This window comes from Sphingomonas floccifaciens (assembly GCF_042681125.1).
Classification (GTDB): Bacteria; Pseudomonadota; Alphaproteobacteria; order Sphingomonadales; family Sphingomonadaceae; genus Sphingomonas; species Sphingomonas floccifaciens.
In genome coordinates this window covers 1-19,371 of record NZ_JBHUFC010000006.1, presented here as the reverse complement: position 1 = coordinate 19,371, position 19,371 = coordinate 1, and the positions used below count along the sequence as shown (strand labels likewise).

General features: G+C 65.2%; 21 protein-coding genes and 1 tRNA gene. 21 read left to right on the top strand and 1 reads right to left on the bottom strand.

Going from position 1 to position 19,371, the window contains the following annotated elements:
• Positions 1-37 precede the first annotated feature (37 nt).
• The 12 genes from tsf to ACFSC3_RS13565 all read left to right on the top strand — a co-directional run bounded on the left by tsf (position 38) and on the right by ACFSC3_RS13565 (position 11,205).
• A complete protein-coding gene (gene tsf / locus ACFSC3_RS13620; protein ID WP_380940989.1) occupies positions 38-967 on the top strand; it encodes a translation elongation factor Ts in 930 nt (309 codons plus the stop codon).
• A gap of 197 nt (positions 968-1,164) precedes the next feature.
• Complete coding sequence (gene pyrH / locus ACFSC3_RS13615) at positions 1,165-1,884, top strand: UMP kinase (protein WP_380940988.1); 720 nt, start codon at positions 1,165-1,167, stop codon at positions 1,882-1,884.
• 10 nt (positions 1,885-1,894) lie between these two features.
• Positions 1,895-2,452, top strand: a complete 558-nt coding sequence (frr, locus tag ACFSC3_RS13610; protein WP_380940987.1) for a ribosome recycling factor — start codon at positions 1,895-1,897, stop codon at positions 2,450-2,452.
• 139 nt (positions 2,453-2,591) lie between these two features.
• Positions 2,592-3,290, top strand: a complete 699-nt coding sequence (locus tag ACFSC3_RS13605) for an isoprenyl transferase (RefSeq protein ID WP_380940986.1) — start codon at positions 2,592-2,594, stop codon at positions 3,288-3,290.
• Positions 3,290-4,066 carry a phosphatidate cytidylyltransferase gene (locus ACFSC3_RS13600; RefSeq protein ID WP_380940985.1) on the top strand — a complete coding sequence of 259 codons (777 nt, stop codon included), beginning with the start codon at positions 3,290-3,292 and terminating at the stop codon, positions 4,064-4,066. Before ACFSC3_RS13605 ends, ACFSC3_RS13600 begins: the two co-directional genes overlap by 1 nt.
• Complete coding sequence (locus ACFSC3_RS13595) at positions 4,063-5,220, top strand: 1-deoxy-D-xylulose-5-phosphate reductoisomerase (protein WP_380940984.1); 1,158 nt, start codon at positions 4,063-4,065, stop codon at positions 5,218-5,220. The genes ACFSC3_RS13600 and ACFSC3_RS13595 overlap by 4 nt, the downstream gene beginning before the upstream one ends.
• An 11-nt stretch (positions 5,221-5,231) precedes the next feature.
• The gene (gene rseP, locus ACFSC3_RS13590) at positions 5,232-6,365 is read left to right on the top strand and encodes an RIP metalloprotease RseP (protein WP_380940983.1); all 1,134 of its coding nucleotides are present in this window, start codon (positions 5,232-5,234) and stop codon (positions 6,363-6,365) included.
• A 91-nt stretch (positions 6,366-6,456) separates the two neighbouring features.
• On the top strand, positions 6,457-9,216 hold the full coding sequence (gene bamA / locus ACFSC3_RS13585) for an outer membrane protein assembly factor BamA (RefSeq protein ID WP_380940982.1): 2,760 nt from the start codon (positions 6,457-6,459) through the stop codon (positions 9,214-9,216).
• Positions 9,216-9,854, top strand: coding sequence for an OmpH/Skp family outer membrane protein (locus ACFSC3_RS13580; RefSeq protein ID WP_380940981.1), 639 nt, complete (start codon positions 9,216-9,218; stop codon positions 9,852-9,854). The genes bamA and ACFSC3_RS13580 overlap by 1 nt, the downstream gene beginning before the upstream one ends.
• On the top strand, positions 9,851-10,336 hold the full coding sequence (fabZ, locus tag ACFSC3_RS13575) for a 3-hydroxyacyl-ACP dehydratase FabZ (protein WP_380940980.1): 486 nt from the start codon (positions 9,851-9,853) through the stop codon (positions 10,334-10,336). The genes ACFSC3_RS13580 and fabZ overlap by 4 nt, the downstream gene beginning before the upstream one ends.
• 192 nt (positions 10,337-10,528) lie before the next feature.
• Positions 10,529-10,759, top strand: a complete 231-nt coding sequence (rpmE, locus tag ACFSC3_RS13570; protein ID WP_380940979.1) for a 50S ribosomal protein L31 — start codon at positions 10,529-10,531, stop codon at positions 10,757-10,759.
• A gap of 65 nt (positions 10,760-10,824) precedes the next feature.
• The gene (locus ACFSC3_RS13565) at positions 10,825-11,205 is read left to right on the top strand and encodes a PilZ domain-containing protein (RefSeq protein WP_380940978.1); all 381 of its coding nucleotides are present in this window, start codon (positions 10,825-10,827) and stop codon (positions 11,203-11,205) included.
• On the opposite strand, the gene ACFSC3_RS13560 is transcribed toward ACFSC3_RS13565, so the two are convergent.
• A tRNA-Ser gene (locus tag ACFSC3_RS13560) sits at positions 11,173-11,262 on the bottom strand. The genes ACFSC3_RS13565 and ACFSC3_RS13560 overlap by 33 nt on opposite strands.
• Positions 11,263-11,374: 112 nt before the next feature.
• Between ACFSC3_RS13560 and ACFSC3_RS13555 the strand changes: the two genes are divergently transcribed.
• The 9 genes from ACFSC3_RS13555 to ACFSC3_RS13515 are packed head-to-tail and all read left to right on the top strand — an operon-like array spanning position 11,375 to position 19,265.
• Positions 11,375-12,400 carry a lytic murein transglycosylase gene (locus ACFSC3_RS13555; protein ID WP_380940977.1) on the top strand — a complete coding sequence of 342 codons (1,026 nt, stop codon included), beginning with the start codon at positions 11,375-11,377 and terminating at the stop codon, positions 12,398-12,400.
• Positions 12,384-12,776 (top strand): hypothetical protein, encoded by a 393-nt coding sequence (locus ACFSC3_RS13550; protein WP_380940976.1) that lies wholly within the window; start codon positions 12,384-12,386, stop codon positions 12,774-12,776. Before ACFSC3_RS13555 ends, ACFSC3_RS13550 begins: the two co-directional genes overlap by 17 nt.
• Positions 12,777-12,808: 32 nt before the next feature.
• The gene (locus ACFSC3_RS13545; protein WP_380940975.1) at positions 12,809-13,993 is read left to right on the top strand and encodes a D-alanyl-D-alanine carboxypeptidase family protein; all 1,185 of its coding nucleotides are present in this window, start codon (positions 12,809-12,811) and stop codon (positions 13,991-13,993) included.
• Positions 13,990-14,616: a dTMP kinase gene (gene tmk / locus ACFSC3_RS13540; protein ID WP_380940974.1), complete on the top strand. Its 627-nt coding sequence runs from the start codon at positions 13,990-13,992 to the stop codon at positions 14,614-14,616. Before ACFSC3_RS13545 ends, tmk begins: the two co-directional genes overlap by 4 nt.
• Complete coding sequence (locus ACFSC3_RS13535) at positions 14,613-15,566, top strand: DNA polymerase III subunit delta' (RefSeq protein WP_380940973.1); 954 nt, start codon at positions 14,613-14,615, stop codon at positions 15,564-15,566. The genes tmk and ACFSC3_RS13535 overlap by 4 nt, the downstream gene beginning before the upstream one ends.
• An 18-nt stretch (positions 15,567-15,584) precedes the next feature.
• Positions 15,585-17,117 (top strand): methionine--tRNA ligase, encoded by a 1,533-nt coding sequence (metG, locus tag ACFSC3_RS13530; protein ID WP_380940972.1) that lies wholly within the window; start codon positions 15,585-15,587, stop codon positions 17,115-17,117.
• The gene (locus ACFSC3_RS13525) at positions 17,114-17,896 is read left to right on the top strand and encodes a TatD family hydrolase (protein ID WP_380940971.1); all 783 of its coding nucleotides are present in this window, start codon (positions 17,114-17,116) and stop codon (positions 17,894-17,896) included. The genes metG and ACFSC3_RS13525 overlap by 4 nt, the downstream gene beginning before the upstream one ends.
• Positions 17,893-18,657 carry an MBL fold metallo-hydrolase gene (locus ACFSC3_RS13520; RefSeq protein WP_380940970.1) on the top strand — a complete coding sequence of 255 codons (765 nt, stop codon included), beginning with the start codon at positions 17,893-17,895 and terminating at the stop codon, positions 18,655-18,657. The genes ACFSC3_RS13525 and ACFSC3_RS13520 overlap by 4 nt, the downstream gene beginning before the upstream one ends.
• Positions 18,654-19,265 carry a retropepsin-like aspartic protease family protein gene (locus ACFSC3_RS13515; protein ID WP_380940969.1) on the top strand — a complete coding sequence of 204 codons (612 nt, stop codon included), beginning with the start codon at positions 18,654-18,656 and terminating at the stop codon, positions 19,263-19,265. The genes ACFSC3_RS13520 and ACFSC3_RS13515 overlap by 4 nt, the downstream gene beginning before the upstream one ends.
• The last annotated feature ends 106 nt before the right edge of the window (positions 19,266-19,371 follow it).

Genomic DNA, 19,371 nt, shown 5'->3' with positions numbered 1-19,371 from the left:
TCCGCCGCGTTCGTATCTAACAGATAAGGAATTTCACATGGCCGACATCACGGCTTCGATGGTCAAGGATCTGCGCGAGAAGAGCGGCGCGGGCATGATGGACTGCAAGAAGGCGCTGGCCGAGACCGATGGCGACGTCGACGCGGCGATGGACTGGCTGCGCACCAAGGGCCTGGCTGCTGCCGCCAAGAAGTCGAGCCGCACCGCGGCCGAGGGTCTGGTCGGCGTCGCGGTTGCCGGCACCAAGGGTGCCGCTGTCGAGGTGAATTCGGAAACCGACTTCGTCGCGAAGAACGACCAGTTCCAGGACTTCGTAAAGGAAGTCGTGCAGATCGCGCTGGCGACCGGTGACGACGTCGCCGCGATCAAGGCGGCCAAGATGCCGTCGGGCACGAGCGTCGAGGACGCGCTGACCAACAATATCGCGACGATCGGCGAGAACCAGTCGATCCGCCGCGCCAAGCGCCTCGAAGTCTCGCAGGGCGCGGTCATCCCCTACGTCCACAATGCGCAGGCTCCGGGTCTGGGCAAGATCGGCGTGCTCGTCGCGCTCGAATCGGACGCGGGCGTCGATGTGCTCGAACCGCTCGGCAAGCAGATCGCAATGCACGTTGCGGCGGCCTTCCCGCTGGCGCTCGACGAAACCGGTCTGGACGCGGACGTGCTGGAGCGCGAGCGCGCCATCGCGCGTGAAAAGGCGGCCGAGAGCGGCAAGCCGGCCGACATCATCGAGAAGATGGTGGAAGGCGGCGTGAAGAAGTTCGCCAAGGAGAACGCGCTGCTCAGCCAGCTGTTCGTCATGGACGGCAAGACGCCGGTCGCCGACGTCATCGCCAAGGCGGGCAAGGACGCCGGCACGACCATCGTGCTGAAGGACTATGTCCGCTTCCAGCTCGGCGAAGGCATCGAGAAGGAAGAGAGCGACTTCGCTGCCGAGGTCGCTGCGACCGCGGGCATCACGAAGTAAGCTTTGCCGTCATTCCCGCGAAGGCGGGAATCCATTCTGGCTGGCCGAGCGGTTCCTTCTGAGACGTCAGCCAGAATTTATCCCCGCCGTCGCGGGAATGACGGTATGACGATGGCGTATTGCCATTGGCAAAGCGGCGCGGCCCTCCTAGGGTCCGCGCCGCTTCCCGTTACAGTCGTTACGAGTATTCCGAACCCATGAGCACGCCCCGCTTCAAGCGCATCCTGCTGAAACTGTCGGGCGAGGTGCTGATGGGAGAGGGGGGACTCTCGATAGACCCCGATACCGTCGCCCGTGTCGCGGCCGAGATCGCGGACGTCCGGGCGCAGGGCTATGAGCTGTGCATCGTCGTTGGCGGCGGCAACATCTTCCGCGGGATCTCGGGCGCGGCGCGCGGCATGGACCGGGCGACCGGTGATTATATGGGCATGCTCGCGACCGTCATGAATGCGCTCGCCGTTCAGAACGCGCTGGAACAGATCGGCGTCCAGACCCGTGTCCAGTCGGCAATTCCCATGGCCAGCGTGTGCGAACCGTTCATCCGCCGCCGCGCCGAGCGGCACCTGGAAAAGGGGCGGATCGTGATCTTCGCCGCCGGGGTGGGTTCGCCGTTCTTCACCACCGATTCGGGCGCCGCTTTGCGTGCCGCCGAAATGAAGTGCGACGCGCTGTTCAAGGGCACCTCGGTCGACGGCGTCTATGATGCCGATCCCAAGCAGGTGGCGACCGCGATCCGTTATCCGACCGTCAGTTACGACCGCGTCCTGTCCGACAATCTGAAGGTCATGGACGCGTCGGCCGTCGCACTGTGCCGCGACAACAACATTCCGATCGTCGTGTTCAACATCCGCGAACGTGGCAACCTGGCCCGCGTGCTCGCCGGTGACGGCACGTCGACGATCGTTCAAGCCGCTTAGGAGAGTCCTGATGCCCGCATATGACAAAGCCGACCTCGAACGCCGCATGGCGGGCGCCGTCGAGGCGCTGAAGAGCGATCTGATCGGCCTGCGCACCGGCCGCGCCTCGGTCAATATGCTCGATCCTGTTACGGTCGAGGTCTATGGCAGCCACATGCCGCTCAACCAGGTCGCGACCGTCTCCGCGCCGGAGCCGCGTCTGTTGAGCGTGCAGGTTTGGGACAAGTCGAACGTCGGTCCGGCCGACAAGGCGATCCGCTCGGCGGGCCTCGGCCTCAATCCGATCGTCGACGGCCAGACACTGCGCCTGCCGATCCCCGATCTGACCGAGGAGCGCCGCAAGGAACTCGCCAAGCTGGCCGGCAAATATGCCGAGAACGCCCGCATCGCCGCGCGCAACGTCCGCCGCGACGGCATGGATGCGCTGAAGACCGACGAGAAGAAGGGCGTTTTCGGCGAGGACGAGCGCAAGCGGCACGAAACCGAGGTCCAGAAGCTGACCGATGCGACTATCGCCGACATCGATGCGGCGGCGGCGGCGAAGGAAAAGGAAATCCTGGGCAAGTGACGCCATTTGGTGCGTCCTACCTTTTCCCCGTTCGTGCTGAGCTTGTCGAAGCACCGTACTTCGTGCCGCAAGCTATAAGCGTGCCTATCGGAGAACGGCCCTTCGACAAGCTCAGGGCGAACGGTAGTGGTATGGCCCGATGACGCCCCCCCGCCACGTCGCGATCATCATGGACGGCAACGGACGCTGGGCAAAGGCCCGGTTCCTGCCGCGCATCGCCGGCCACCGGAAGGGGGTCGAGGCGGTGCGCAAGGTTGCGCGTGCCGCGCGCGAGCAGGGCATCGAGGTGCTGACGCTCTACGCCTTTTCCAGCGAGAACTGGCGCCGCCCGGCCGAGGAGGTCGGTGACCTGATGGGTCTGCTGCGCCGCTTCATCCGTGAGGATCTGGCGGAGTTTCACCGCGAGGGCGTTCGGCTCCAGATTATCGGTGCCTATCGCGCGCTCGCGCCCGATCTGGTCGAACTGATCGACGATGCAGTCGCGCAGACGGCGGGTAACGCCGGTCCGACCGTCGTCATCGCGCTGAACTATGGCGCGCAGGCGGAGATCGCGGCTGCGGCGCGCGATCTGGCGATGGCGGCCACTGCCGGCGATCTCGATCCCGCGACGATCGACGAAGCGGTGTTCGAAAAGACGCTGCAATCGGGGGCTCTGCCGCCGGTCGACCTGCTGATCCGCACGTCGGGCGAGCAACGACTGTCGAATTTCCTGCTGTGGCAGGCGGCCTATGCCGAACTGCTGTTCGTCAACACGCTATGGCCCGACTTCGACGGTGCAGCGCTTGCCGACGCACTTGCCGCGTTCGGCCGGCGCCAGCGTCGCTTCGGAGGGTTGTGATGAACGATCTCGCCAAGCGCACAGCCTCCGGAATCATTCTGATCGCGGTCGCCGCCGCTTGTCTCCTGCTTGGCGGCTTCGCCTTCTGGCTGCTGACCGTCGTCGCCGCCTTGCTGATGATGGCCGAATGGGTGGCGCTGCACACGCCGGGCATGGCGCGGAACAAGCAGATCGCGCAATTTTCGCTGGTCGTCCCGCTGGCGATCCTCGGGCCGCTGGCCGCCGGGCCGGGCTTCTTTGCCTTGGGCTTGATCGCCGGTGCCGCGTTCTTCATCGCGATCGTCACACGCAACGGTCAACTCGGCTGGGGAGCGATCTATGTCGGCATCCCGGTGCTGGCGCTGCTGATGCTGCGGTCACAGCCGGGCGCGGCCGGGTTGTTGCTTGCGTTCTGGGCGATGGCGCTGGTCTGGGCGACGGACATCGGCGCCTATTTCGCTGGTCGCACGATCGGAGGACCGAAGATTGCGCCGTCGATCAGCCCGAGCAAGACCTGGGCGGGACTGATCGGTGGCGTCATCGCCGCGACCGCGTTCGCCTTCGCGCTGCACGTCTGGGCGGGCCTGCCATTTCGCCTGGTGATGTGGACGCCGCTATTGGCAGTGCTCGCCCAGGTGGGTGATTTTTACGAAAGCTGGCTGAAGCGGCGCGCGGGCGTGAAGGATTCTGGCAGCCTGCTCCCCGGGCACGGCGGCGTCATGGATCGGCTCGACGGGCTGGTGCCGGTAGCACCGGTCGCCGCCATCCTTGTCGAACTGCCACGGTGGCTGGGATGAAGAGCGTCACTATTCTCGGCGCGACGGGGTCGGTCGGCACGTCGACGCTCGACCTGATCGAACGCGCCCCAGACGATTTCCGAGTCGTTGCGCTGACCGCCAATTGCGATGTCGCAAAGCTCGCCGCCGCGGCACGTCGGACGCGCGCCCAGCGAGCCGTCGTGGCGGACGAGCGCTGTTTGCCCGATCTGCGCGCCGCGCTGGCCGATACCGATGTCGAGGTCGCAGGCGGCCCGGACGCGGTTGCCGAAACCGCAGCGATGGGTGCCGACTGGACGATGGCCGCGATCGTCGGCTGCGCCGGCCTGAAACCCGTGATGGCGGCGATTGAGCAGGCCGGGGCGGTCGCGCTCGCGAACAAGGAAGCGCTCGTCTCCGCCGGTGACGTGATGACGGCGGCAGTGGCGAGGCACGGCGCGACGCTGTTGCCGGTCGATTCCGAACATAATGCGATCTTCCAGTGCCTGGAGCCCGCAAACCGCGAGCGTATTCGTCGCGTGATCCTGACGGCCAGTGGCGGGCCGTTTCGCGAACGCTCGCTGTACGAGATGCGCGCTATCACGCCCGAACAGGCGGTGGCGCATCCGAACTGGTCGATGGGCGCGAAGATCTCGGTCGATTCGGCGACAATGATGAACAAGGGCCTCGAACTGATCGAGGCGAAGCACCTGTTCGCACTCGATCCCGGACAGCTCGATATCCTCGTTCATCGCCAGTCGGTAATCCACAGCCTTGTCGAATATGTCGATGGGTCCTTGCTCGCCCAGCTCGGCCCGCCCGATATGCGCGTGCCGATCGCCCATGTGCTCGCCTGGCCCGACCGGATGGCAACGCCCATGGCACCGCTAGACCTGGCAGCGATCGGTCGGCTCGACTTCGAAGCGGCCGACATGAAGCGCTTCCCGGCGCTTGCGCTCGCCCGCGCCGCGCTGGAAGCGGGTGGCGCGCGACCGGCCATCCTGAACGCGGCGAACGAGGTCGCGGTGGCCGCGTTCCTCGCGCGCAAGATCGGCTTTCTTGAAATTGCCGCAATCGTGGATGATACGCTGCAATCATACGATCCGGGCACGCCGGACAGCCTTGATGCCGTGCTGGACGTCGATGCGGGGGCGCGACGGATCGCCGGCGAGACGATTGAGGCGAAAGCCGCTTAGGATTGGCCAGTTTGACCGAAGCTCCCGGATTTCTCCTCTACGTCGGTGCCTTCCTGCTGTTGCTGGGGCCGCTCGTCTTCATACATGAATTCGGCCATTACATCGCCGGCCGCTGGTTCGGGGTGAAGGCCGAGGAATTCTCTATCGGTTTCGGGCGCGAGGTTGCCGGCTACACCGATGCCCGCGGCACGCGGTGGAAGTTCGGGTGGCTGCCGCTGGGTGGCTATGTGAAGTTCGCCGGCGACATGAACCCGGCCTCGCAGCCATCGGCGGAGTGGCTGCAACTGCCGCCGTCGGAGCGCGCCAAGACGTTCCAGGCCAAGCCGCTGTGGCAGCGCGCGGTCATCGTCGCCGCCGGTCCGTTCATCAACCTTGCGCTGGCGGTCCTGATCCTCGGCGGATTTGCGCTGGCCTATGGACAAAGCACGACGCCGCCCGTCGTCGGTGTGATCGAAAGCAACAGCGCGGCGGCGAAGGCCGGTCTGCGCATCGGTGATCGCATCACCCGGATCGGCGACAAGGGCGTCGATCGCTTCGACGACCTGCGCATGTATGCCGCGATGCGCCCCGGCGAGACGACCGCCATCGACATTGTGCGCGATGGTCGCCCGGTCTCGCTGCCGCTGACGATCAGCGTCCTGCGTGAAGGCGACCGCTTCGGTAACGAATTCAAGGTTGGGCGCATCGGCATCGGGCCGTCGGCGCCGGTCTGGTCGCCGGTGTCGCTGATCGAGGCGCCGGTCGTCGGGGTTCGGCGCACCGGTGAGATCATCGGCATGATGGTCGATACCATCGGCCAGATCGTTACCGGCCGGCGTTCGCTTCAGGAACTGGGCGGGCCGTTGAAGATCGCGCAGGTCTCGGGCGAGCAGCTGACCTTGGGCTGGCCGGAGTTTATTTCCCTGATGGCTTTGATTTCGATTAACCTGGGGTTCATCAACCTATTGCCAGTTCCGGTTCTCGACGGGGGGCATCTGATGTTCTACGCGGTCGAAGCGGTGCGCAGGCGTCCGGTGAGCCCTCAGGCAATGGAATGGGCTTTCCGCGGCGGTCTGGCGGCTATCCTGGCGTTGATGATATTGGTCACGATCAACGATCTGGGAGCTTTCGGGCTATGGCGCGGTATCGCCGGCCTTGTCGGCTAAGCCGATGGGCCGGGTTGATCGGCCGGACCGCTTGAGGCAGGGCGGCGAACACTTAATCGTCAGCAGATTTCTCCGACTGGGGTGGGACTACGTGAATTCGAACAAGCGCTCGACAGCTTCGGTGCGCGGCGCCGCCGCCTTGCTGACCGGGACCATCCTGGCCGGCGTACCGATGCTCGCCCAGGCCCAGGCCGTACCTCAGACAACTCCGCCAGCAGCGCAGCAGGCGACGCCGGAGGCGGCGACCGCGCCGGCGGCGACGCCCGCCGTCACCCGCACCATCCGCTCGCTCCGCGTCGAAGGCTCGCAGCGTGTCGAGCAGGATACGATTCTCAGCTACACCAAGCTGCGTATCGGTCAGGCGTACACACCGGAGACGGTCGATCAGGCGATCAAGGACCTCTACGCCTCCGAACTGCTCGCCGACGTGTCGGTGTCGGGCGTCGAGACGGGTGACCTCGTCGTCCGTGTCCGCGAGAATCCGATCATCAACCGCGTGGTGCTGGAGGGCAACAAGCGGCTGAAGAACGACAAGATCGAGAAGGAGCTGAAGCTCAAGCCGCGGCAGATCTTCACGCGTACCGCCGTCCGCGCGGACGTGGCGCGGATCGTAGAGCTCTATCGCCGCCAGGGCCGCTTCGCTGCGATCGTCGAGCCGAAGATGGTCAGCCTCGACCAGAACCGCGTCGATGTCATCTTCGAGATCCGCGAGGGGCCGAAGTCCAAGGTTCGCCAGATCAACATCCTCGGGAACGAGGTGTTCAGCGACGGCGAACTGCGCAAGGAGATGGTGACGAAGGAGTCGCGTCTGACGACGATCCTGTCGTCGAACACCTCCTACGACCAGGATCGCCTGGCCTATGACCAGCAGAAGCTGCGCCAGTTCTACCTGACGAACGGCTATGCCGACTTCCGCGTGATCTCGGCGGTGGCGGAGCTGACGCCGGACAAGCGTGACTTCATCATCACCTACGTCGTCGAGGAAGGGCCGCGCTACAAATTCGGCGACGTGACCGTCGACAGCGACATCCGTGACTTCGACGACAAGGCGCTTGCGGCGTCGCTGCCGATGAAGAAGGACGATTGGTACGACGCGAAGAAGGTCGAGGATTCGGTCGAATCGCTGAGCGAAGCCTCGGGTCTGTTCGGCTATGCGTTCGCGGAGGTGGAACCGGAGTTCCAGCGTAACCGCGAAAACCTGACGATGACGATCAACTTCCACATCAAGGAAGCGAATCGGACCTACATCGAAAAGATCGACATCACCGGCAACACGCAGACGCAGGATCGCGTGATCCGTCGCGAGATGCGTCTGGCCGAGGGCGACGCGTTCAACACCTTCCTGGTGAAGCGCTCGACCGACCGCATCAACTCGCTCGGCTATTTCCAGGACAAGTTCGAAGTCGAGCAGAAGCCCGGCTCTGCGCCCGACCGGATCGTGCTTGCCGCGAACGTGGAAGAGCGCGCGACGGGCGAACTGTCGCTGTCCGCCGGCTTCTCCAGCCTCGAACGCTTCATCCTCCAGGGTTCGGTTCGCCAGCGCAACTTTCGCGGCAAGGGCCAGGACCTGCGCGCATCGGTCAGCTATTCGAGCTATTCCAAGTCGGTCGAACTGGGCTTCACCGAGCCTTACCTGTTCGACAAGAACATCGCGCTGGGCGCAACGGTCTTCCGCCGCGATCTCAATGCGTTCAACCTGACGCAGAGCGGTGACCGCAATACGACCTATTCGCAGGTCTCGACCGGTTTCCAGCTGGCGACCGGTGTGCCGCTGACCGAGTTCTGGACGCTTTCGGGCCGCTATAACTTGCAGCAGGACGACGTCGGTCTGGCCGATTCGTTCTTCACCAACGGCGTCTGCAACCCCGACGTCGGCCGGTATCTGTGCGAGGCGGTCGGCAGCCGACTGACCTCGTCGATCGGCCTCGGCCTGAGCTTCGACAGCCTGAACAGCCGCCTGCGCCCGACGGCGGGTCAGCGCCTGTCGCTATCGTTCGACTTCGCCGGCCTGGGCGGTCAGGTCCGCTATCTACGCGGCGTCGCCAACGGATCGAAGTTCTGGTCGGTCGGACGGAGCGGCTTCATCTTCTCGGTGGTGGGCGAGGGTGGCTACATCCACAGCCTCCAGAAGAGCCCCGGACCGGGCATCGACCCGATCCGCATCGTCGACCGCTTCTACCTCGGCGAGCCGCAGTTCCGTGGCTTCGACATCCGCGGCGTCGGCCCGCGCGTGCAGCGTGTCGGCTATACGACTGATGCGAACGGCAATGCGATCCTGATCACCGATCGCAACCAGATCGTCGACGACGCCCTGGGTGGTCGTGCCTATTACCTCGGTCGTGCCGAGCTCGAGATCCCGCTCGGCGCCGGTGCGCGCGAAATGGGGCTTCGGCCGTCCATCTACGTCCAGGCCGGCGCGCTGTTTGGCGTTACCCGTCCGCTGCCGACCTTCTCGTTCGCCCAGGCGCGCAATGCCGACGGCTCGCTGAAGTTCAACGTCGACGGCTCGCCTTCGCTGCTTCCCTATCAGACCTATCTGACCGATGGTCAGGGTCGCCAACTCTATCAGTTCGACGCCACGACGACGACGACCTGCGCGGTCGGCTTTGCGGCGACGGCTGGCGGTCCGTGTGTCGGATCGCAGGTCAATGCCGCTATTCCGACCGGCAGCCAGGCGCCGTTCTTCGAACGCTTCCTCGGCGACTCGGCAAGCCCGCGTCTGTCGATCGGCATCGGCGTCAACTGGAACTCCCCGTTCGGACCGCTGCGCATCGACCTCGCCAAGGCGTTGCTCAAGCAGCCGGGCGACGACACCAAGCTACTCACCTTCAACGTAGGGACTCAGTTCTAATGAAGACTGTTATCGCGACTGCTCTCCTCGCCGCTGCGGCGGTGACCCCAAACCTCGCCGCCGCCCAGGCGCTGCCCGATGCCAAGATCGCGGTGGTCGATTCCGACCGCATCTTCGGCCAGTGCACGGCCTGCGTCGCCGCCAACACCCAGCTCCAGGCGCAGCGTCAGCAGCTCCAGACGCTGGCACAGCAGCTGAGCACGCCGCTCCAGACCGAAGCCCAGTCGCTCCAGACCGCGGTCAACGCTGCCAAGGGCAATCCGGACGCCGCGCTCCAGGGCCGCATCACCGCGTTCCAGACGAGGCAGCAGCAGGCGCAGCAGCAGATCGCGACGCAGGAACAGACGTTCCAGCGCAACGTCGCTTACGTCCGCCAGCAGATCGGCGAGCGTCTTGGTCCGGTCATTACGCAGGTCGCCAGCCAGCGCGGTGCGACCCTGGCGGTCGACAAGAACAACACCTTCTACAACGCCCCCGCCGTCGACATCACCGATGCCGTTCTGACCGCACTGAACGCGGCGCTGCCGTCGGTCAGCGTGACCGCACCGGCGCAGGCTGCGACCGCTCCGGCGGCTGGCGCGACCCCGGCACCGGCGGCGACGCGCCCGACCACGACCCGGCCCGCCACCGGCCGATGAGCGATGGCGCGGACACGGCAGTGACGAATCATGGTCCGCTCGACACCGCGCGGGTCATGGCGGCATTGCCGCACCGCTACCCGATGCTGCTGGTCGACCGTGTCGAGGAACTGATCCTCGACCGGTCGATCGCGGCGATCAAGGCGGTGACGATCAACGAGGGTTTCTTCCAGGGGCATTTCCCCGGTCGTCCGATCATGCCGGGCGTCCTGATCGTCGAAGCGCTGGCGCAGGCCGCCGGCGTGCTGGCGGTGGAAAGCCTGGGCCTCGCGGGGACGGGCAAGCTCGTCTATTTCATGTCGATCGACGGCGTGAAGTTCCGCAAGCCGGTCGAGCCGGGCGTCTTGCTTCGACTGGAGGTTGAGTTCGTCCAGAAGCGGTCGCGGGTCTGCAAGTTTGCGGGCAAGGCGAAGATCGATGGCGAACTGGCGGCCGAGTGCGAGTTCACGGCGATGATCGCCGATCCGCCGACAGCCGGCTGACCTCACGCCCGTTCGTGCTGAGCTTGTCGAAGCACTGCCTTTTCCTCGTGCCGCGAACCCTCAGGCCCGAAAAAGGACAGCCCTTCGACAAGCTCAGGGCAAACGGTAGCTTTTGACTTTTCCCCAGGCTCGCCCTATGCGCGCGCCTTCCTTTCAGGCTGGTCGGAACCAGCCATTTCCGGAGCAAGACCCATGAAGGCCGATACGCACCCCGACTATCACATGATCAAGGTCCAGATGACCGACGGCACCGTGTTCGAAACCCGCTCCACCTGGGGCAAGGAAGGCGACACGATGCAGCTGGACATCGACCCGCTGGCGCACCCGGCCTGGACCGGCGGCAAGGGCCAGATGCTGGATCAGGGCGGCCAGGTTGCGCGCTTCAACAAGCGCTTCGGCGGTCTCACGCTCGGTAAGAAGTAACGGCCTATCGAGGACGGGCAGGGTCAACGCGGTATTAACCGTCGTATGGCTACGGTACCGCTTTCATGCGGACACCGAACGAGCCCGTCCTCTTTAATGCCGAGTTCGAGTCCGCAAATGGGTCCGAACAACGGCGTTCGACGCGCGCGCCGGTGGCGCTTGAGGCGGACATTGGCCGCGGCGGCCTGGATCGCACCTTGTGCAAGGTCACTGACCTCTCGATGCACGGCGCACGGCTGCAAATCTATTCCCAGTTGCGCAAGGGTTCGATGATCTGGCTGACGCTGCCGATCGTCGGACCCATCGTCGCGATTGTCCGCTGGTCCGACGATTTCGAAGCAGGCTGCAAATTCGAACAGCGGATCGCGCCCAGACTGTTCAAGCGACTGGTCAAGGATCAGCCGCCGCAGATTTGGCGGACAGGGTGGGATTCGAACCCACGGTGAGCTTCCACCCACGGCGGTTTTCAAGACCGCTGCCTTAAACCACTCGGCCACCTGTCCTCGGGCGTAGCGCCTTACCGGTTGCGACCATTTGTGCAAGCGCCGGGATGTTTGGGGTTCCCCGATCGCTGCCGCCTGTGGCATCACCACGCTTGGTAAACGGGGGTTGTGTATGCGTTGGCGTGGTTGGGCAAATGGGGTGGTAGCGGCGACGCTGCTGCTGGCCACCGGCGCGAGCGCGCAGGATGAAGCCGGTTTTCAGAGCTTTCTCCAGTCGATCCGCAGCCGCGCCTTGGCCGAAGGGGTGGGCCCGGCCACCTATGACGAGGTGACCGCGACGCTGACCTTCAATCCGCGCGTCGTCGAACTCGATCGTCAGCAGCCCGAATCCGCGCCCAACGCCCCGATCCCGAATTTCGCGCCGTACAAAGCACAGCATGTCGATGCCGCACGCATCGGCCGTGGACGCGCCGTCTATCAGCGCGAACGGCCCCGCCTTGAGCGGATCGAGCGCGAAACCGGCGTGCCCGAATCGATCATGGTCGCGATCTGGGGCCATGAGACGAATTACGGCAGCTACACCGGCAATTTCGACCTGCCGCGTAGTCTCGCGAGTCTAGCCTATGAAGGGCGGCGCCGTGCGTTGTTTACCGACGAATTCATCGCGACACTGAAGATGATCGACCGCGGCGTGCCGCGCGACCGGCTGAAGGGTAGCTGGGCGGGCGCATTCGGCTATCCGCAATTCCTGCCGTCGGTCTATCTCCGCCTAGCCCGCGACGGGGATGGCGACGGGCGCGCCGACATTTGGTCGAACCCGGCGGACACGCTGGCGTCGATCGCCAATTATTTCGTCAATGCTGGCTGGCGGCCGGGACAGCCCTGGGGCCTGGCGGTGGCCGTACCGCCGGGTCTCGACCGTAGCGATATGACGAACCGCACGCTGTCGCCGCGCTGCCCGCGCGTGCACGACCGTCACAGCCGCTGGCGGACGATGGCGGAGTGGCGTCGGCTGGGTATCGTGCCACAGGATGGTGCCTGGCCCGCCGATGATGTGCTCGCCTCGCTCATCGAACCGGACGGCCCCGGCCGCACCGCCTATCTGCTGACGGGCAATTATCGCGTGATCCTCGATTATAACTGCTCGAATTTCTACGCGCTTTCGGTAGGGCTGCTCGCCGATGAAGTCGCTCGCTAGCCTCTTTCTTATCCTCGCCGCTCCCTCCGTCGCGCAGGGGCCAGTAGTTGCGCAAGGCTCGCGCGGGTCGTTGCGGATCGCTGCTGACGTCGTCGGTCGGGCCGATGTCGGCCAGATACCGGGTATGTTCGTCGTCGCTCGCGGCTTTGCGGCTGGTGGCTATGCGAAAGTGACTGCGCTGGACAGCGGCCGTACTGTGGTCGTGGCAGTCGCTGACGGCGAGGCTGCGCCCGGCATGGTCGCCATGTTGTCCGCCGACGCTGCCGCCGCCTTGGATGGCGTGACTGCCGGCTTTCGCGTGCGCCTCTCGCCCTATCGAGCTCCACCGCCGGTCACGCCCCAGCCATCGTCAAATAGCGCGGATGCGCCGGCATGACCACCGACCATCATTCTTCGATACCTACCGCAATGGACCGTCTGACCATGAAAGCTCCCGCCCTCGCTTCGATCTTCGCTCTCCTCGCGGCGACGCCCGGCATCGCCCAGGCGCCGCCGTTCCAGACGACGGCTCGCGTTGCCTATCTGGAAGACCTGTCGACCGGCGCGGTCCTGTTCGAGAAGGATGCGGACGTGCGCATGCCGCCGGCGTCGATGGCGAAGATGATGACCGCTTATGTCGCCTTCGACCTGATCAAGAAGGGCGAGTTGAAGCTCGACACGATGGCGACGGTTCGTCCGGAGACATGGCAGAAGTGGCACGGCCCCCAGGCTGGATCGACGATGTTCCTGTCGCCGGGTGAACAGGTCAGCGTCGACAATCTGTTGAAGGGCATCGTCGTCCTGTCGGGCAACGACGCCTGCGTCGTCCTGGCCGAACAGATTGCGGGGACGGAAGAAGCCTTCACCGCGCTCATGAACAAGAAGGCAGCGGAGCTGGGGCTGAAGAACAGCCACTTCGGCACGTCGAACGGCTGGCCGGACGGCGGCGTGACCTATGTCACCGCGCGGGACCTTGCGCATCTGGCCGATGCGACGATCAAGAACCATCCGCAGCTGTACAAGCGCTTCTATTCGCTGCGCCAGTTCACCTGGGGCAAAACCCTCGGCTCGGGGAGCGACATCACCCAGGCCAACCGTGATCCGCTGCTTGGCCGCGTGGCGGGCGCCGATGGCCTGAAGACGGGGCATACGGAAGAGGCGGGTTACGGCTTCACCGGCTCGGCCGAACAGAATGGCCGGCGTCTGGTCATGGTCGTCGCGGGCCTCAACAGCTTCAACGAGCGGATCAGCGAATCGGTCAAGTTCATGGACTGGGGCTTCCGCGCCTGGAAGGCGAAGCCCATCGTCGCCAAGGGCAAGCGCGTCAGCACCGCCGACGTACAGGGCGGCAGTGAGGCAGAGATCGGCCTCGTCGCGCCGAACAACCTGAAGATCACGATCCCCGCCGGCAGTGACCCGAAGATGACTGCGAAGGTCGTCTATTCCGGCCCGATCCAGGCCCCGATCAAGGCTGGTCAGCATGTCGCCGACCTGGTCGTCCAGACCGAAGGCGGCCCCACCTCGACCATGCCGCTGGTCGCCGAAGCCGATGTCGGAGAGGCCGGCTTCTTCGGACGGGCGTGGTCGGGGCTGATGTCGCTGTTCGGCGCGTGACGACGGGCCGGTTCATCTCGCTCGAAGGCGGGGAGGGGGCGGGCAAGTCGACCCAGGCCGCCGCCCTCGCCGCCGCTTTGGAGGCGCGTGGGGTGGCGGTTGTCGTGACCCGTGAGCCGGGCGGCAGCGAAGGCGCGGAGGCGATTCGTGGCCTGTTGCTCGGCGGGGATGTGTCGCGGTGGAGTTCGCACAGCGAGGCCCTGCTGTTCGCCGCCGCCCGCGCGGATCACGTCGAAAAGCGCATTCGTCCGGCGCTGGAGGCGGGACAGTGGGTGATCTGCGACCGCTTCGTCGATTCGACCCGCGCCTATCAGGGGGCGCAGGATATCGACGATGCCGCGATCCTCGCGTTGCATGCGTTCGGATCCAAGGGGCTGCTGCCGGATCGGACTTTGGTGCTGGAGATCGATCATAACCAGGGGGCCGAGCGAGCCGCTGCGCGCGATGCCGGCGCCGCCGACCGTTTCGCTCAGCGTGGGCCCGACTTCCATGCGGCGGTCGCCGCGCAGTTCCGCCGCATCGCCGAGCATGAGCCCGACCGCGTCCGGCTGGTCGATGCCACTGCAACGCCCGATGTCGTGACACAGCGGCTGATCGAGGCGCTCGCCGACCTGCTACCATGACGTCACTGGTCGGGAATGAGGCGGCGCGCGGAGCGATCGAAGCGGCCGACGCGGCTGGCAACCTCCATCACGCCTGGCTGATCACCGGTGCGGAAGGTTTGGGGAAGGCGAGTTTCGCCCGCACCGCCGCCGAACGATTGCTCGCCCGAGCCGCGAACGACATGGCCGGGCGGACGGCTGCGATGATCGCGGCGGGCGCGCATCCCGACTATCGTGTGCTCGCGCGTCTGCCGGTCGATGCCGACAAGCCGGAAAAGGGCACCGCCCGGTCGATCACCATAGGCCAGGTCCGCGGTCTCGGCCCGATGCTGGGTATCAAGCCGTCGATGTCGGACCGCCGCGTCATCGTCATCGATGCGATCGACGATCTGGAACGTCCGGCGGCGAATGCGCTGCTCAAGAGCCTGGAGGAGCCGCCTGCGGGTACGATCTTCCTGCTGGTCAGCCACGCCCCGGGACGCCTGCTGCCCACGATTCGCTCACGCTGTCGCCTCTTGCGGTTCGATGTGTTGCGAGAAGGGGAGATGCGGACCGTCCTGCGGAGCGCAGTTCCTAAGGCGACCGAGGCCGAGCTTGCCGCGCTAATCCGGGCCGGCGCCGGTTCTCCCGGCCGGGCGCTCCGCTTCGCCGGGCTTGACCTGGCAGCGATCGAAACGGCTCTGGAGGCGATCGCGCGCGGCGGGGACGGTGACACGCAGCATCGCGTGAAGCTGTCCAAGGCTCTGTCGCCCAAGGCTGCTCAGCCCCGCTATGAAGCGTTTCTGGAGCGCGTTCCCGCTTTCATCGCCGAGCAGGCCCGTGCGCTGCGAGGGGAGGGGCTGCGGGAGGCGCTCGACGCCTATGCTGCGGCCACCGACCTCGCCCGCGCGTCGCTGGCGCAGTCGCTGGACGCGGCGACGACGACTTTCGAAATGGGCGGCTATGTCGCACGGCTGGCGCGGGCGCGTTGAAGCGGATAGGGCGGCGCCATGTCCGATCCTTACTACATCACGACCGCGATCCATTATCCCAACGGCCGCCCGCACATCGGCCACGCCTATGAGATGATCGCCGCCGACGCCATCGCCCGCTTCCAGCGGCAGGCCGGGCGCGACGTGCGATTCCAGACCGGGACCGACGAGCATGGCCTGAAGATGGTCAAGACCGCTCGCGACCGCGGGGTCGAGGTGCGCGCGCTGGCCGACGAAATGTCGGGCTATTTCCATGAGATGGCGGCGAAGCTGAATATCTCGTGCGATCGTTTCATCCGTACGGTCGAGCCGGATCACTATGCCGCCAGCCAGACGATCTGGCGTGCGATGGCGGATGCCGGCGACCTGTATCTGGATCGCTATGAAGGGTGGTACTCCGTCCGCGACGAAGCCTTTTACGAGGAGAAGGAGCTGACGCTGGCGGAGCACGGCAGCAAGCTGTCGCCGCAGGGTACGCCGGTCGAATGGACCGCCGAGGAGACGTGGTTCTTCCGCCTGTCGAAGTATCAGCAGCCGCTGCTCGATCTCTATGCGTCGCAGCCGGACTTCATCCGCCCGGAAAGCCGCCGCAACGAGATCCTGCGCTTCGTCGAGGGCGGTCTGTCCGACCTCAGCGTGTCTCGGACCAGCTTCGACTGGGGTGTGCCCGTGCCCGACAGCCCCGGGCACGTCATGTATGTGTGGGTCGACGCGCTTACCAACTATATCACCGGCGCCGGTTATCCGGACGATACGGCCATGTTTTCCAAATATTGGCCGGCGAACCTCCATCTGATCGGCAAGGATATCGTTCGCTTCCACACGGTCTATTGGCCCGCGTTCCTGATGTCGGCCAAGCTGCCGTTGCCGCGGCAGGTCTTCGGCCATGGTCACGTTCTTGCCCGCGACGGGACTAAAATGTCCAAGTCGGCCGGCAATGTCGTAGAGCCGATGGCATTGGCCGAACTCTACGGCGTCGACCCGCTGCGCTACTTCCTGCTTCGAGAGGTCAGCTTCGGGAGCGATGGATCGTTCAGCGATGAAGCGATCGTGACCCGGTCGAACGCCGACCTGTCGAACAGTTTCGGCAATCTCGCCCAGCGCACGCTTGCGTTCATCGCGAAGAACCTGGGCGGTCAGCTTGAGGTTGGGCGAGGGGAGGCGGCCGACGCGACGCTGACGGCCGAAGTCGATGCAGCAACGCGCGAGTTTGTCGCGCAGTTTGAGGACCTCACGCTTAGCCAGGCGATCGAGGCGTGGATGCGCGGCGTCTTCGCCTGCAACGCGTATATCGACACCCAGGCCCCCTGGGCGCTGCGCAAGACCGATCCCGAACGGATGCACGCCGTGCTCGGAACGCTGGTCGATGCGATCCGGCGGCTGGCGATCGCGATCCTGCCGGTCATTCCGACGTCGGCCGCCGCGGTGCTCGATCAGCTGGGCGTAGAGGACCGCGATCATGCGGCGTTGCTCGCCGACTGGGACCCCACGGCGGCCCGGCTCACACCGCCGAGCCCGGTGTTTCCCCGCCTGGAGCTCGCGGCGGAATGAAGCTTGCGGACAGCCATTGCCACCTCAATTACAAGGGGTTGGCCGAAGACCAGCAGGCTGTGCTGGATCGCGCGCGTGCGTCCGGCGTCGTCGCGATGCTCAACATCGCCACGCGCGAAAGCGAGTGGGATGACGTGCTGGCCACCGCCGAACGCGAACCCGACGTGTGGTCGACGGTCGGCATCCATCCGCACGAAGCCGATCAGCATCCGCACATCGACACCGCAAAGCTCGTCGCCCGCGCCCGGCATCCTCGTGTCGTCGGCATCGGCGAAAGTGGCCTCGACTATTATTACGACAAGAGCGACCGGGAGCGACAGCAGGCCAGTTTCCGCGCGCATCTGGCCGCCTGTCGCGAAACCGGCCTGCCGATCGTCGTCCACACCCGCGATGCGGAGGCGGATACGCTCGCGATCCTGGAGGACGAGCTGGGGAAGGGGGCCTATCCGGGTGTCATCCATTGCTTCACGGCCAGCGGCGCCTTTGCTGATGCGGCCCTGGCGATGGGCTTCTACATCTCGATGTCGGGCATCGTGACGTTCAAGAACGCAAAGGATTTGCAAGAAACCGCGGCGCGGCTGCCGCTCGACCGGCTGCTCATCGAAACCGATGCGCCGTTTCTCGCGCCGGTACCGCACCGGGGCAAGACGGGTGAGCCGGCTTTCGTCGCCGACACCTGCCGGTTCCTGGCCGATCTGCGCGGTGAAGATTCGGACATGCTGGCCGACCGCACCCGCGAGAATTTCCACACCCTGTTTGCAAAGACCCAGCCTGCGTGAAGCTGCGGATCCTCGGTTGCGGAACTTCGTCGGGCGTTCCCCGGATCGGGAACGACTGGGGTGCGTGCGATCCGGCCGAGCCACGCAACCGACGTCTACGCGTGTCGATCCTGATCGAAACCGACGACACGCGCATTCTGGTCGACACCGGCCCGGACCTGCGCGAGCAGCTTCTGACGGCCGATGTCGCGACGGTCGATGCCGTCATCTGGACGCATGATCATGCCGACCATTGCCACGGCCTCGATGATCTGCGGCAGGTCTTCCACGCCCAGCGCAAACCGGTTCGCGGTCTTGCCCGGCCCGATACACTGAACAGCCTGCAATCGCGGTTCGGCTACGCCTTTCACGGCCGTGGTGGCTATCCGTCGACCATCGCTGGCGAGCTTCTACCCGATGAATTGACGATCGGCACTGTTCGCGTGCGGGTGACCGATCAACCGCACGGCTCGATACTCAGTGCGGGGCTGCGCTTTGAGCACGCCGGTTCAGCCATCGTTTATGCGACCGACTTCAATATCTTAACCGAAGATATGCGAAATCTGTATAAAGATGCCGATGTGTTGGTGATCGACGCCCTGCGCCGCGCACCGCATCCGACCCATCCGACGCTCGACCAGGCATTGGAGTGGATCTCGGAACTGCGGCCGAAGCGCGCCATTCTGACCCATATGGATCAGTCGATGGATTATCAGTCACTGTGTCGGACGCTGCCAGCGGGCGTCGAACCCGGTTACGACGGGCTGGAAGTGCGGTTGTGAGCGAGGACTCGGCGTCGCTGCTCTGGGGCGTCGGGGCGTTGGTGCTGGTCGTCAGCGCGCTCTCTGCACGACGCTTGTCGTTCGGTCAGGTGCTCCGTTCGTTGATGAGCTGGATCCTGATCTTCGGCGTCGCCATGCTGGCCTTCGCCAACCGTGATCGGATCGCGCCGATCTTCACGGATATCGGCGAACGCTTCGGGATCGGCGGCCAGACCGTTGTCGGCGACACCGTTCGCATCCAGATGAGCGAGGACGGGCATTTCTGGGCGCGGGTTTCGCTGAACGGGGTCGAGCGACGCATGCTGGTCGACAGCGGTGCGACGATCACCGCTTTGTCCGAGGGAAGCGCGAAGGCGGTCGGGATCAAGGCTGATGCCGCCGGCTTTCCCGTCATCATCAATACGGCCAATGGCGCAGTCACGGCGCGCCGCGGTCGGATCGAGCGGGTGTCGATCGGTACGCTCGAGACGAACGATCTGGGCGTCGTCATCTCGCCGGCGTTCGGCGATACCGATGTGCTCGGGATGAATTTCCTGTCGCGGCTCGGATCATGGCGGGTCGAGGGACGAACGCTGATCCTCGAACCTAAGCCCGCCGCCAAAAGCTGACGTCGTTTTACATAATGTATATTATCGAACTTGAGGGTTGTAGGCGCTAAGTAGAAATGACACTGCTCCGCTAGATAGAAGAGGCACACAGTGCCAGCGGGTCGCC

Bases quoted from the DNA above. Each gene is read 5' to 3' on its own strand.
- frr (WP_380940987.1), top strand. From the start codon at position 1,895: ATGCCCGCATATGACAAAGCCGACCTCGAACGCCGCATGGCGGGCGCC.
- ACFSC3_RS13525 (WP_380940971.1), top strand. From the start codon at position 17,114: ATGAAGCTTGCGGACAGCCATTGCCACCTCAATTACAAGGGGTTGGCC.
- metG (WP_380940972.1), top strand. From the start codon at position 15,585: ATGTCCGATCCTTACTACATCACGACCGCGATCCATTATCCCAACGGC.
- pyrH (WP_380940988.1), top strand. From the start codon at position 1,165: ATGAGCACGCCCCGCTTCAAGCGCATCCTGCTGAAACTGTCGGGCGAG.
- ACFSC3_RS13595 (WP_380940984.1), top strand. From the start codon at position 4,063: ATGAAGAGCGTCACTATTCTCGGCGCGACGGGGTCGGTCGGCACGTCG.
- ACFSC3_RS13555 (WP_380940977.1), top strand. From the start codon at position 11,375: ATGCGTTGGCGTGGTTGGGCAAATGGGGTGGTAGCGGCGACGCTGCTG.
- ACFSC3_RS13565 (WP_380940978.1), top strand. From the start codon at position 10,825: ATGCGGACACCGAACGAGCCCGTCCTCTTTAATGCCGAGTTCGAGTCC.
- ACFSC3_RS13535 (WP_380940973.1), top strand. From the start codon at position 14,613: ATGACGTCACTGGTCGGGAATGAGGCGGCGCGCGGAGCGATCGAAGCG.
- ACFSC3_RS13545 (WP_380940975.1), top strand. From the start codon at position 12,809: ATGGACCGTCTGACCATGAAAGCTCCCGCCCTCGCTTCGATCTTCGCT.
- tsf (WP_380940989.1), top strand. From the start codon at position 38: ATGGCCGACATCACGGCTTCGATGGTCAAGGATCTGCGCGAGAAGAGC.
- ACFSC3_RS13580 (WP_380940981.1), top strand. From the start codon at position 9,216: ATGAAGACTGTTATCGCGACTGCTCTCCTCGCCGCTGCGGCGGTGACC.
- ACFSC3_RS13605 (WP_380940986.1), top strand. From the start codon at position 2,592: ATGACGCCCCCCCGCCACGTCGCGATCATCATGGACGGCAACGGACGC.
- ACFSC3_RS13600 (WP_380940985.1), top strand. From the start codon at position 3,290: ATGAACGATCTCGCCAAGCGCACAGCCTCCGGAATCATTCTGATCGCG.
- rpmE (WP_380940979.1), top strand. From the start codon at position 10,529: ATGAAGGCCGATACGCACCCCGACTATCACATGATCAAGGTCCAGATG.
- fabZ (WP_380940980.1), top strand. From the start codon at position 9,851: ATGAGCGATGGCGCGGACACGGCAGTGACGAATCATGGTCCGCTCGAC.
- ACFSC3_RS13550 (WP_380940976.1), top strand. From the start codon at position 12,384: ATGAAGTCGCTCGCTAGCCTCTTTCTTATCCTCGCCGCTCCCTCCGTC.